7 protein-coding genes are annotated in these 13,553 nt (G+C 73.1%); 5 read left to right on the top strand and 2 right to left on the bottom strand.

Annotated features, from left to right (window positions below; all coding sequences use genetic code 11):
* Positions 1-82: 82 nt before the first annotated feature.
* The 5 genes from wecC (at position 83) to IEY30_RS07015 (ending at position 6,231) form a co-directional block, all read left to right on the top strand.
* On the top strand, positions 83-1,342 hold the full coding sequence (wecC, locus tag IEY30_RS07035; protein WP_030201463.1) for a UDP-N-acetyl-D-mannosamine dehydrogenase: 1,260 nt from the start codon (positions 83-85) through the stop codon (positions 1,340-1,342).
* A 12-nt stretch (positions 1,343-1,354) separates the two neighbouring features.
* The gene (gene wecB, locus IEY30_RS07030; RefSeq protein WP_052358840.1) at positions 1,355-2,563 is read left to right on the top strand and encodes a non-hydrolyzing UDP-N-acetylglucosamine 2-epimerase; all 1,209 of its coding nucleotides are present in this window, start codon (positions 1,355-1,357) and stop codon (positions 2,561-2,563) included.
* A 4-nt stretch (positions 2,564-2,567) separates the two neighbouring features.
* Entirely contained in the window at positions 2,568-3,866 is a 1,299-nt protein-coding gene (locus IEY30_RS07025) for a nucleotide sugar dehydrogenase (RefSeq protein ID WP_229674877.1), read from the top strand.
* 141 nt (positions 3,867-4,007) lie between these two features.
* The gene (locus IEY30_RS07020) at positions 4,008-5,273 is read left to right on the top strand and encodes an extracellular catalytic domain type 1 short-chain-length polyhydroxyalkanoate depolymerase (protein WP_229674876.1); all 1,266 of its coding nucleotides are present in this window, start codon (positions 4,008-4,010) and stop codon (positions 5,271-5,273) included.
* Positions 5,274-5,346: 73 nt separating this feature from the next.
* Positions 5,347-6,231 carry a hypothetical protein gene (locus IEY30_RS07015; RefSeq protein WP_030201453.1) on the top strand — a complete coding sequence of 295 codons (885 nt, stop codon included), beginning with the start codon at positions 5,347-5,349 and terminating at the stop codon, positions 6,229-6,231.
* On the opposite strand, the gene IEY30_RS07010 is transcribed toward IEY30_RS07015, so the two are convergent.
* Together IEY30_RS07010 and IEY30_RS07005 are read right to left on the bottom strand one after the other, a co-directional pair.
* Positions 6,223-8,304: a multicopper oxidase family protein gene (locus IEY30_RS07010; RefSeq protein WP_229674875.1), complete on the bottom strand. Its 2,082-nt coding sequence runs from the start codon at positions 8,302-8,304 to the stop codon at positions 6,223-6,225. The genes IEY30_RS07015 and IEY30_RS07010 overlap by 9 nt on opposite strands.
* Positions 8,305-8,520: 216 nt before the next feature.
* On the bottom strand, positions 8,521-13,452 hold the full coding sequence (locus IEY30_RS07005) for an ATP-dependent helicase (protein ID WP_030201449.1): 4,932 nt from the start codon (positions 13,450-13,452) through the stop codon (positions 8,521-8,523).
* Positions 13,453-13,553: the final 101 nt, after the last annotated feature.

Below are 13,553 nucleotides of genomic sequence, written 5' to 3'. Positions count from 1 at the left end.
TCAGCAGCACGTGCCCATCCCCTCCACCACCACCGCATCCACAGCCGGACTCACAGCAGCACTCACAGCACGGGAGACCCACATGTTCGACGACGGAATCGCCGTCATCGGCCTCGGCTACATCGGCCTGCCGACCTGCGCCGCCCTCACCCGCCACGGCCTGCGCGTCACGGGCGTCGACGTCAACGAGCGCACCGTCTCGGAGATCAACGCCGGGCGCGTGCCCATCGTCGAGCCCAACCTCGACGTGGCCATCGCCTCGGCCATGGCCGACGGGCTGCTCACCGCGACGACGAGCATGCCGCACGCCTCGGTCTACCTCATCGCCGTGCCGACGCCGTTCACGGGCGACCACGAGCCGGACCTGCGCCACGTGCGCTCGGCGACCGAGGCCATCGCGCCGATGCTCCGCGGCGGCGAGGTCGTCATCCTCGAGTCGACGTCGCCGCCCGGCACGACCGAGCTGATCTCGCAGTGGATCTCGGACCTGCGGCCCGACCTCAAGCTGCCGCACATGGGCGGCATCTCCGACGTGCATCTCGCCCACTGCCCCGAGCGGGTGCTGCCCGGCCGGATCATGGTCGAGATCTTCTCCAACGACCGGATCGTCGGGGGGCTGTCGCCCGAGTGCGCGCAGCGGGCCGCCGAGGTCTACCGGCTTTTCGTCACCGGCGACATCATCCTCACCGACGCGAAGTCGGCCGAGATGGCCAAGCTCACCGAGAACGCCTTCCGCGACGTCAACATCGCCTTCGCCAACGAGCTCGCCGAGATCTGCGAGCACATCGGCCTCGACGTCTGGGAGGTCATCTCGATGGCCAACCACCACCCGCGCGTCAACATCCTGCAGCCGGGCCCGGGGGTCGGCGGCCACTGCATCGCCGTCGACCCGTGGTTCATCGTCTCGGCCGCACCCGAGCAGGCGCGGCTCGTCCGGGCGGCTCGTGAGACCAACGACGCCCGGCCGCGCACCGTGCTGACGAAGATCTCCGACGCGCTCGCCCTGACCGGTCGCACGGACGGCGAAGGTGGCACCGTCGCCTGCCTCGGCCTCGCCTTCAAGGCCGACATCGACGACCTGCGCGAGTCGCCGGCCCTGTCGATCACCGAGACGCTTGCGAAGGAGCGGCCCGGCACGCGGGTCCTCGCGGTCGAGCCGCACATCGACGCGCTGCCCCGTGGTCTGGCGGCGCTGCCGAACGTCGAGCTCGCCGCGACGGAGCAGGCCCTCGCCGAGGCCGACGTCGTGGTGCTGCTCGTCGACCACGCGGCCTTCCGCGCGATCACGCTCGCCGATCTGCGCGGCCGCGAGCTCGTCGACACCCGCGGCCTCTGGCGCTGAAGGAGAGCCGACATGAGCGCATCAGTCCCCCGGGTCATGACCGTCTACGGCACCCGCCCCGAGGCCATCAAGATGGCGCCCCTCGTCGCAGCCCTGCAGGCCGACGAGCGGGTCGAGCCGGTCGTCGCCGTGACGGGCCAGCACCGCGAGATGCTCGACCAGGTCAACGCCCTGTTCGGCATCCGCCCGGCCCACGACCTCGACCTCATGGCCCCGGGCGCGACGCTGGCCGAGCTCACGGCCCGCACGGTGCTCGCCACGTCGACGCTCCTGCGCGAGACCCGCCCCGACGTCGTCGTCGTGCAGGGCGACACGACGACCGTGCTGGCGACCGGCCTCGCCGCGTTCTACGAGCACATCCCCGTCGTTCACCTCGAGGCCGGCCTGCGCACGGGCGACGTCCGATCCCCCTTCCCCGAGGAGGCCAACCGCCGCCTCACCGCCCCGCTCGCCGACCTGCACCTCGCCCCGACCGCGACGTCCAAGGCCAACCTCGTGCGCGAGTCCGTCGACGCCGCAAGGATCCCCGTCACCGGCAACACCGTCATCGACGCCCTGCAGTGGACGACCGCCCAGCCCGTGGAGTTCGACGACCCGCGCGTCGCGGAGGCCGTCGGCGACGCGTCCGGCGGCCGCGACCTGCTCCTCGTCACCTCGCACCGGCGCGAGTCGTGGGGACCCCGGATGGTCGAGACGATGTCCGCCGTCCGCGACCTCGCCCGCGACCGTCCCGACCTGCAGGTGCTCCTGCCGATGCACCGCAACCCCGTCGTCCGCGACGTCATCGAGCCGCTCCTCGGGTCGCTCGAGAACGTGCTGCTGACCGAGCCGCTCGACTACCACCAGTTCGCCCACGCGCTCGCCGGCTCGACCGTCGTCCTCACCGACTCGGGCGGCGTCCAGGAGGAGGCGCCCAGCCTCGGCAAGCCGGTGCTGGTCATGCGCGACACGACCGAGCGGCCCGAGGCCGTCGAGGCCGGGACGGTCCGGCTCGTCGGCACCGACGGCGCCACGATCCGCGCGGCCGTCGAGGAGCTGCTCGACGACGTCGAGGCGTATGCCGCGATGGCCGGAGCCGTGAACCCGTACGGGGACGGCCGGGCCGCCGAGCGCTCCGTCGCCGCCATCGCGGAGCTGCTCGGACTCGGCCACCGCGCACCCGACTTCGACCCGGGTGACCCCACGGGCTCGTCCGAGACCTCCGAGCTGCTCCGTGTCTGAACCCGTGTCTGACTCCGTGTCCGACCGGCCGCGTCACGACGTCGTCGTCGTGGGCCTGGGCTACGTCGGCCTGCCGCTGGCACAGGCGGCCGTCGGCGCGGGGCTGTCCGTCGGCGGTCTCGACGCGAGCGCCGGCGTCGTGGCCTCGCTCGCGGCAGGGCACTCGCACGTCGACGACCTCTCCGACGAGGACGTCGCCAAGATGGTGTGCGCCGGCTTCGAGCCCACGACCGACCCGTCGTGCCTCGCCGACACCGCCGCCGTCGTCGTCTGCGTGCCGACACCCCTCGGGGCCGAAGGGGGTCCCGACCTCGCGGCCGTCCGCGCGGCGACGACGGAGCTCGCAGCCCACCTGAGGCCCGGGACCCTCGTCGTCCTCGAGTCGACGACCTACCCCGGCACCACCGACGAGGTCGTGCGACCGATCCTCGAGACGTCCGGGCTGCGCGCCGGGGTGGACTTCCCCCTCGCGTTCTCGCCGGAGCGCGTCGACCCGGGCAACACGGCATACGGGATCCGCAACACCCCCAAGGTCGTCGGCGGGCACACGCCCGCCTGCACGGAGGCGGCGACGGCCTTCTACTCGCTCTTCGTAGACACCGTCGTGCCGACGCGCGGCACGCGCGAGGCCGAGACGGCCAAGCTGCTCGAGAACACCTACCGCCACATCAACATCGCGCTCGTCAACGAGATGGCGCGCGTCTGCCACGACCTCGACATCGACCTGTGGGAGGTCATCGCGGCCGCGAGCACGAAACCCTTTGGCTTCCAAGCCTTCTACCCCGGTCCGGGTGTCGGCGGCCACTGCATCCCGATCGACCCGAACTATCTCTCGCACAACGTGCGCACGCGCCTGGGCTACCCGTTCCGCTTCGTCGAGCTGGCGCAGGAGATCAACGCCGCGATGCCGGCCTACGTCGCGCGCCGGGTGCAGGACGCGCTCAACGAGGACGGCAGGGCCCTGCGCGGCGCCCGGGTGCTGCTGCTCGGCGTGACCTACAAGGCCGACATCGCCGACCAGCGCGAGTCCCCCGCCGTTCCCGTCGCGCGCCGCCTGCTCGAGCAGGGCGCCGAGCTCGCGTTCCACGACCCCCTCATCGGGCGGTGGGACGAGCTCGCCGACGAGCTCGGACCGGCCGCCACCGCCGTCCCGGACCTCGATGCCGCCGTCGCCGGCGCCGACGTCGTCGTGCTGCTGCAGCGCCACCGGGGCTACGACGTCGACGCGCTCGCCGCCCGCTCCCGACGCTTCCTCGACACCCGTGGCACCGTGACGCCGAGCGCCCACGCCGAGCGCCTCTGACCCGATCGCGCCCCGGCGCAATGGCCCCGCGCACCACCGTCGGGCCGAGGCGCTGGCGGGAGCACCCACGCCGCGCGTGGCCGACCGGTGCAATCGTGACGAAACGGGCACCGACGGCGTTGCCCAGGACCGGAGGCGACGATGACGTCCACCCGCACACTCACCCTGGCCGTGCCCGTGAGGGCGGCCCGCGCGGTCGGCATGGTGCTGGCCCTGGCAGTCGCCGCGGCGACCGCGTTCCTCGTGACCGCGCCGCCACCCGCGCAGGCGGCGACCCTCCAGCAGGTCACGAGCTTCGGCAGCAACCCCGGCGCGCTGGCGATGTATGGCTACCGTCCCGACGGGCTGCCTTCTGGCGCACCGGTCGTCGTCCTGCTGCACGGCTGCACGCAGGACGCGACGACGTACTTCACGAACTCGGGCTGGCGGACGTTCGCCGACCGGCACGGCTTCGCGCTCGTCCTCGCCCAGCAGGGCAGCGGCAACAACTCGAGCAAGTGCTTCAACTGGTTCGAGTCCGCTGACACCGCCCGCGGCCAGGGCGAGGCCGCGAGCATCGCCCAGATGGTCGACTACGCGACGACGAACTACGGCAGCGACGCCCGCCGCGTCTACGTCAGCGGCCTGTCCGCCGGCGCGGCCATGACGGCCGTCATGCTCGCCACCTACCCCGACAAGTTCGCCGGTGGCTCGATCAACGCGGGCCTGCCCTACCGCTGTGCCACGTCGAGCACCGCCGCCTTCTCGTGCATGAACCCTGGCGTCGACAAGACCCCCTCGGCGTGGGGTGACCTCGTGCGGGGAGCGTATGCCGGCTACTCGGGTCCCCGACCGAAGGTGGCCATCTGGCAGGGCCAGTCCGACACGACGGTCGCGCCGATGAACGGCGTCGAGCTGCGCGACCAGTTCACGAACGTCGACGGCGTCTCGCAGACCCCGACCTCGACGGGCACCATCAGCTCCGGCGTCACGTGGGAGGACTACGGCGGCCAGGTCCGGCTGACGAAGATCGCGGGCATGGGGCACGGCACCGCCGTCGACCCGGGCACGGCCTCGAACCAGTGCGGCACGGCCGGCGCCTACTTCATCGACACCGTCTGCGCGGCCTACTACGACGTCCGGTTCTTCGGCCTCGACGGCGGCGCCACACCGCCCACCACCAGCACGACGTCGACGCCCCCGCCCACCACGTCGACGACCTCGACGACCTCGTCACCGACGACGACCACCACCACGGCTCCGACCTGCATCACGTCGAGCAACTACGACCATGTCGTGGCCGGGCGTGCCCATCAGTCGGGCGGCTACGCGTACGCCCTCGGCTCGAACCAGAACCTCGGGCTCTACAACACCTTCTACACCGCGACGCTCAAGCAGTCCTCGCCCGGCTACTGGGAGAAGTGCTGAGCTCGCCACTCACCCGCCCGAGGCGTGCGCGCGGCTAGCATCGCCAGATGCCCACCGCCCACGCCCCGGCGCCATGATCGGCGGCTACGCCTCGGCCGGTGCGTGGGGCGCCCGCAACGGTCCGGTCCTCATCCGCCGGGTGCTCGACCGGGAGCGGGCGGGCGCCTACCTCGCCCTCCTGCTCGTCGAGGTCGTCCTGCTCGCGGCGTTCGCCGGGGTCCTCGTCGTCGTGCTGCAGGTGTCCGAGGCCCAGCCGCTCTGGCTGCGGGCACTCGTGGCCGGCACGTTCGGGATGACCGTGGCCGGGGCGGTCGCGTGGGTCGTCGAGGCGGTGACCCGGTGGTGGTGGAGCACGCGCCGCCCCGGGCACCTCGTCGTCGCCGACGCGCCGTCCGGGGTCGCCGCCACCGCGGTCCTGCGGTCCCGCGCGTCGCTCGTGACGCCGTTCGCGCTCGCCGTCGTCGCGCCGGCCTGGTGCGTCCTCATGGTCGTGGTCACCGCGTCGGTGCCGTGGGTCGCCATCCTCTTCGGACTGCTCGCGCTCGTGGCGTGCGCGCGGCTCGCACCCTTCGTGCTGGGTCGCGTCGCAGCCGGAGGCGTCTACCTCACCCCGTCGGGCATCGAGCTGCGGCGGGGCGTCCGGACGGCGCGCGTGCGGTGGGAGGCCGTGCAGGCCCGGCCCGACGACCTCGCGCACGGGCTGGCCGGCGGTTCCGAGGAGCGCAGCTTCCCCGTGGACGTGCCGCTCGACGTGACCGACCAACCGCTCCCGGGGCGGGTGCCGGTGCCCGTCGCCTACCTCTGGCTGCGCCCGGACGCGCTCGCGGACCTCATCGGGTGGTATGCCGTGCAGCCGGCCCTGCGGCAGCACCTCGGCACGCGCGCGTCCCTCGAGTGGGGACCGTCGACGCCCAGCGCCGTGACGATGACCGACGGCGACGCGTTCGGGTCAGCCTGACGGCTGCCCGGCCTGTGCGGGGCCGATCCGGTAGGGCCGCATCATCTCGTTGTCCTCGTGCTCGACGATGTGGCAGTGCCACGTGTACTGGCCGGCCCTCGTGAAGCGGGCACGCACCCTGGTGACTTCGCCGGGATAGGCGATGACGGTGTCCTTGAACCCGGTCTCCCACCCCTCCGGAGGCCGCGGCTCCCCGACGAGTCGCGCCGGGGCCTCCGCCTCGCCGTCCTCGTTGGTGACCAGGGCCTGACGGTCGGCGACCTGGAACGTCGTCTCGTGGATGTGGATCGGGTGGGCGTCGGCAGTGAAGTTGTAGACCTCCCACACCTCCGTGTCGCCGACCGAGGGGTTCTCGGTGACCTCGTCCATCCACATCCGGTGCACGGGGTGGCCGTCCGCATCGAGCTCGCCGAGCATCGCCTCGGCCGGCCCGTCCCAGGCCGACGACATCATCTCGATGAGCGCCAGCCGTCGGGTCCGCGTCCGAGCGGGCAGACTCGGCACCGGCGGGAGGACGAGGAACTGGGGCGGCGTCGAGGGGTCCGGGGAGACCGGAGCGACGACGCGGAACTGCAGCACCTGCCCGGTGGTGCGCGGGTCGGCGCCGTCGAAGTCCGAACCGGGCTCGCCACCACCGAAGGGCTCGTCGGGTCCCTCGTTGCCGAGGACGTAGCTGCCCTCGGGGACGTTCGTGAAGTCGACGACCAGGTCTGCGCGCTCGGCAGGAGCCATGAGGAGCCGGCTGCCGTTGGTCGCCGTGAGGTCCACCGGCGCGGCCAGGAAGCCGCCCTCGTTGCCGATCGCCCAGACCTGCGCTCCCGGGATCCGGCTGAAGTCGAGAACGAGGAAGCGGGCCTGGCAGCCGTTGAGCAGGCGCAGCCGGTACCGGCGCCGCTGGACCACCTGGAAGGGCCACGTGTTGCCGTTCACCATGATCGCGTTGCCGAAGAACTCGGGGTTCCAGATCGGCGAGAGGTCCGTGGCCGGGGCGAAGCCCGGGTTCTGCGCCGTGGCGCCGTCGAAGAACTCACGGCTGTCCGGGTAGAAGAGCGAGCCGTCCTCGTTGAAGGCGCGGTCCTGGATCACGATCGGGAGCTCGAAGTAGGTCTTGCGGGACGGGACCCTATCGCCCTCCTTGGGTGCCGGTCCGGGCAGCACGGCCATCGCTCCCGAACGGCTGTCACGGATCGCACTGTCCCCTTGGGGACCTCCTCTGACGAGGAAGAAGCCGGCAGGCCCCGCATACACGTTGAGGCGGGTCATCCCGAGGGTGTGGTCGTGGTACCAGAGCGTCGAGGCCCGCTGGTCGTTCGGGTACTCGAAGGTGACGAAACCAGGACCCCACTCGAGGCCGAGGGCGCTGGAGGCCTTGCCCCTGAAGAACGAGTGCCACGTGCCCTCCGTCGCACAGCCCGCCGGCACGTTCCTGGCCGCCGGGAGGAACCACGCCTCGGCGTAGCCGTCGCTCTCGTCACCGACGCCGACGGCGCCGTGCACGTGTGTCACCAGAGGCACGGGTCCCGTGTAGGCGCCCGGAGTCGCTGCGAAGGTGGGCCTGCTGTCCCGCCCGTCGTCACCGCCCGGGGGGTTGGCCCAGTGCAGCGTCGGGTCGACGGGCAGCAGGTGCGGCAGGTAGTTCCCGGCGCTGTCCACCAGGTCGTTGACCCACTTGACCTGCACCGGGCGCTTCCATCTCGCCTCGATCGTGAGCGAGGGCGCGTGGTGGACCAGCAGCCCACGCCTGTTCGCTGACCGTACGGCGCCGTAGCCCCACACCGTCGTGGCAGGCAGCCCCACGGGCAGGATCTGTTGGGACAGCTGCCGGACCGAGATCTCGTAGTAGTCGACCGGCTTGCCGCCCTTGCGCCTGATGGTGCCGGCGCGCGGCATCACCGGCGGCACGAGCATCGGCGTCACGAACTTGGGCACGGCCAGAGGATCGAGGGTGCCGCCCGGGATGGCGGCCACGGCCCGCGTCGCGCCACCCGGCGCGCAGGCGTAGAGCACGAAACCTGCGCCGGCCACGCCCGCTGCCCTGATGAAGGTCCGCCGGCTCAGCGGTCGGCCCCTCACGCCACACCGATCATTGGTCATGGTCATCACCCAGTCTCTTCACCACTGACCGTCGGCGCGTCCCCGGTCACGCCCTCTGCCTGCCAGCGTGACACCACGAGCGGGCTCCTGAACGCCGAATGGGAGGCTGCTGTGAGCTCAGACGCATGTTCCGATGGCGCCGATCACCCACCTTGTCAACATGATTCGTGCTTTGACGGGCACCGGCGGCACGAGTCAGCGACGCAGTCGCAGCCCGCGTGGGGTCATGTGGAAGCCGGCCTGAGACAGCGCCTGCACGAGCGGGTGGGCCGAGCCGAGCACCGAGGCACCGTCGGCCTTCTCGACGGTGAGCCGGCCGAGGGCGCCCTCGCGGACGGCGAGAGCCAGGGCATCGGCCGCGGCCTGCAGGCGCTCGGGGTCGTCGGACCAGCAGAGCATCGTCTTGCCACCCCGCTCGACGTAGAGCACGAGCTCGCCGTCGACGACGACGACGAGCGCTCCGGCCTTGCGGCCCGGCTGATGGCCCTTGCGGCGGGCCGCCCTGGGGGCTGCATCGTCGTCGCCGTCCTTCGCGGCGGCCGGGTCGTCGGCAGCCGCGTCGGTGAGTCCCCGCTCGGGCCAGCCGATGGAGGCGCCATAGGGGTTGGCGGGGTCGCTGGCGGCGAGCACCAGGGCAGGAGGTCCTGTGCGTTCGCGGCCACGCTGGCCGCCTCGCCCGGGACCGCCTCGCCCCGGACCGCCGGTGGGTGAGGGCGCGAGCCACTCATCGCCATCGGCGGCATCGACGCGTCGTCCGCCGACTCCGGCGTCGTCGGCACCCGGGAGGCGTGACATCGACCGCAGCCGGTCGACGGCGCCGGTCGAGGCGAACTGCGAGGCGCCCAGCCCCTCGACGAAGTAGCCGCGGCGCACCTTGCCGGCCTCCTCGGCGGCGGCGAGCACCCGGTAGACGGCGGCGAAGCCACCGGGCACGTCCTCCGTGACGACCGACCCGCGGGTCAGCACGCCGTAGCGGTCGAGGAGCAGCTCGGCGTTGGTGACGGCGCGCACCGTCGGGTCGGTCTCGGCGGGCGGGAGCGCGGTCCAGCGGCCGACGCCGGTCGAGGGTCCGGACCCGACGGCCCGTCCGGCCGCGAGCGCCTTGCCGGTGGCGGCCTCCTCGGCCGCCTCGACCTGGGCCGGGCTCGTGCCGGCGAGGGGGCCACGCAGGGAGCCGAAGCGGCCGAGCGAACCGCGCCGGCCGGCATACCTCGTCGACCGAGGGCCGCTCGTGGTGCGCTTGTGCGCGGTGCGGCCGCCGGCGAGCAGCGCCCGCAGCGGCGCGATGGTGTCGTTGGTGATGCGGCCCGACCACAGCAACGACCACAGGGCGTCGTTGAGCTCGCTGTCGCCGAGGCCGACCCGGGTCGAGAGGGCGCGGAAGAAGTAGGCGCCGCCGCCCTCCAGCGCGTCGAGCACGGCCTGCTCGTCGTCGGTCAGCGGGGCGACCTCGGGCGGGGTGAGCGTCAGGTGCGCGGCGTCGGCGAGGTGCAGACTGACCCAGCCGTCGTCGCCGGGCAGCGACCCGTGGCCGCGCCAGACGACCTCGCCAGAGCTCATCACCTCGTCGAGCAGCGCGGGTCGGTAGTCGGCGACGCGCGCGGGCAGGACGAGCGACTCGAGCGCGCTCGCCGGCACCTCGGCCCCGGTCAGCTGCTCGACCGCGCGGAGCAGGCCCTCACGTCCGCGCAGGCCGCCCCCGACGCCCTGCCACTGCGGCAGGAAGCGCGCCAGGTCGGCCTGGTCGACGGGCTCGACCTCGTGGCGCAGCGCGGCGAGCGAGCGGCGGCGCAGCAGGCGCAGCACCTCGGCGTCGCAGAACTCGGGACCGTGGCCGCCGCCGTTCTCGGTGGGCAGCAGCTCGCCCTCGACGACGCGCCCGGACGACACGAGCCGGCGCAGGGCGTCGTGGACGACGGCGGGCCCGAGGCCCCACCACGCGGCGACGGTCTGCACCGCGAACGGCCCGTGGGTGCGGGCGAAGCGCGCGACGAGGTCGGCGAGCGGGTCGGGCGCCGGCTCGAGGAAGGCCTGTGGCACCCCGACGGGAAGCGACGTGCCGAGCGCGTCGCGCAGTCGGGCGGCGTCCTCGATGGCGGCCCAACGATCCTCGCCGCCGACGCGCACGGCGATGACCCGGCGCGCGGCCTCGAGCTCCTTCAGGGCAGTCTCGACGGGCGCCGGCTCGAAGCCCTCGGCCGCTCGGGCCACGACGTCACGCACCGACAGCGGACCGAGCACGCGCAGCAGGTCGGCGACGTCCTCGGCGTCACGGGCACCGCGCTCGGGCGTCAGCCGCTGCAGCTCGGCCTCGGTGCGGGCCACGGCCTCGGGGTCGAGCAGGTCGCGCAGCGCGAGCGCCTCACCCTGGCCGAGCAGCTCGGACAACAGCGACGGGTCGAGCGCGAGGGCAGCGGCCCGACGCTCGGCGAGCGGCGAGTCGCCCTCGTAGAGGTACTGCGCGACGTAGCCGAAGACGAGCGACTTCGCGAAGGGGCTCGGCTGGCTCGACTCGACGTCGACGACCTTGACGGCGCGGGAGCGGATGTCGCCCATGAGCTCGACGAGCCCTGGCACGTCGAAGACGTCCTGGACGCACTCACGCACGGCCTCGAGGACGATGGGGAAGGACGGGTATTGGCTGGCGACCTCGAGCAGCTGCGCGGCGCGCTGGCGCTGCTGCCAGAGCGGTTGGCGCTTGTCGGGACGACGGCGCGGCAGCAGCAGGGCCCGGGCCGCGCACTCCCGGAACCGCGCTGCGAACAGGGCGGATCCGCCGATCTCCTGGGTGACGAGCTCGCTGACCTCCTCGGGCTCGAGGGTGACGAGCTCGACGAGCTGCTGGCCGACGGCCGCGCCGTCCTCGAACTCGAGGTCGGGCAGGCGGAAGACGATGCCGTCGTCGCCGTGCATGGCCTGGACGTCGATGCCGAACCGCTCGCGCATGCGGGCCGCCACGCAGAGCGCCCACGGCGCGTGCACCTGTCCGCCGAAGGGCGAGAGGACGGCCACGCGCCAGTCACCGATCTCGTCGCGGAAGCGCTCGACGACGATGGTGCGGTCGTCGGGGACGTGCCGGGTCGCCTCCTTCTGCTCGGTGAGGTAGCTGATGAGGTTGTCGGCGGCCCACTCGTCGAGGCCGGCCGCGGTGACCCGGGCCCGGGCCCGTTCGGGGGTCAGGCCGACGATCTCGCGGACGAACCCGCCGAGGGCACGACCGAGCTCGGCGGGGCGCCCCTGCTGGTCGCCCTTCCAGAACGGCAGCTTGCCCGCCTGCCCCGGCGCCGGCGTGACGAGCACGCGGTCGTGGGTGATGTCCTCGATGCGCCACGTCGACGTGCCGAGGGTGAAGACGTCGCCGACGCGCGACTCGTAGACCATCTCCTCGTCGAGCTCACCGACCCGGCGACCGGGCCCCTCACCGGAGGCGAGGAACACGGCATACAACCCCCGGTCGGGGATGGTGCCGCCGCTCGTCACGGCGAGGCGCTGGGCACCACGGCGGCCGGAGAGCGTGTCGGTGACGCGGTCCCAGACGATGCGCGGGCGCAGCTCGGCGAACTCGTCGGACGGGTAGCGGCCCGCGAGCATGTCGAGCGTGGCCTCGAGGACCGAGCGCGGCAGCGAGGCGAAGCTCGCCGACCGGTGCACGAGGGCCTCGACGTCGGCGACCGACCAGTCGTCCATCGCGCACATGGCGACGACCTGCTGGGCCAGCACGTCGACAGGGTTGGCGGGGATGCGGAGCGACTCGATGGCCCCGGCGCGCATGCGCTCGACGACGACGGCGGTCTGCACGAGGTCGCCGCGGAACTTGGGGAAGAGCACGCCCTGGCTGACGGCCCCGACCTGGTGGCCGGCGCGGCCGACGCGCTGGAGACCGCTCGCGACCGACGGCGGGCTCTCCACCTGGATGACGAGGTCGACGGCGCCCATGTCGATGCCGAGCTCGAGGCTGCTCGTCGCGACGACGGCGGGCAGGCGCCCGGCCTTGAGGTCCTCCTCGATGGTGGCGCGGTGCTCCTTGCTCACCGAGCCGTGGTGGGCGCGGGCGAGGACCGCCGGCGCGCCGCGCGACGACCCGGCCTGCGCCATGACCTGCGCGGGTGGCTGGGTGGAGAGGGCCGCGAGGCTCGGGACCGGCAGGCCCTCCTCCTCGGCGAGCCGCTCCTCCCAGATCTCGTTGAGCCGCGACGTCAGTCGCTCGGCGAGACGGCGCGAGTTGGCGAAGACGAGGGTCGAGCGGTGGTCGGCGATGAGGTCGACGATGCGCTCCTCGACGTGCGGCCAGATGCTCGCCTGCGGCGCCTGACCCGCGGCGGGCCCCGACAGGTCGGGCACCCCCGGCGAGATCTCGGCAGGCGCGCTGCCGAGCTCGCCCATGTCGGGGACGGGCACGACGACGTCGAGGTCCCACTGCTTGGTCGACTCGGGCTGCACGATCTCGACCGGCCGACCGCCCGCCAGGTAGCGCGCGACCTCCTCGACGGGGCGCACGGTCGCCGACAGCCCGACGCGCTGGGCCGGCTTGGGCAGCAGGGCGTCGAGCCGCTCGAGGCTGAGGGCGAGGTGCGCGCCGCGCTTGGTGCCGGCGACGGCGTGGACCTCGTCGAGGATGACGGTCTCGACGCCCTTGAGCGCCTCGCGCACCGAGGAGGTGAGCATGAGGAAGAGCGACTCGGGCGTCGTGATGAGGATGTCGGTGGGCGTGCGCGCGAAGGCGCGGCGCTCGTTGGCCGGGGTGTCGCCCGAGCGGACGCTGACGCTGATGTCGGGAGGTGGCAGCTCGAGCCGGGTGGCGGCGTGGCCGATGCCGACGAGCGGGGCCCGCAGGTTGCGCTCGACATCGACGGCGAGCGCCTTCATCGGCGAGATGTAGAGCACGCGGCACCGCTCGAGGCGCTCCTCGGGCACCGGCTCGCTCGCCATCCGGTCGATGGCCCAGAGGAAGGCCGAGAGCGTCTTGCCCGAGCCGGTCGGCGCGACGACGACGGTGTGGTGCCCCGAGCTGATCGCGTCCCACGCGCCTGCCTGGGCGGTGGTGGGCGCGCTGAAGCTGCTCCGGAACCACTCGGCGGTCGCCGGAGAGAATCGGTCGAGCACGTCGGCCCGCTTGCCCTTCGCCATCGGGGTCAGCCTGCCATCCCGCACCGACATCCCCCAGTGAGGCCACTGCGACGTCCCCGGCGACGTCCCCGGCGACGTCCCCAGCAAGGCCCGCCGGCGTC

This window comes from Terrabacter tumescens (assembly GCF_014646815.1).
Taxonomy (GTDB): Bacteria; Actinomycetota; Actinomycetes; order Actinomycetales; family Dermatophilaceae; genus Terrabacter; species Terrabacter tumescens.
This window is presented reverse-complemented; position numbering and strand designations above follow the sequence as displayed.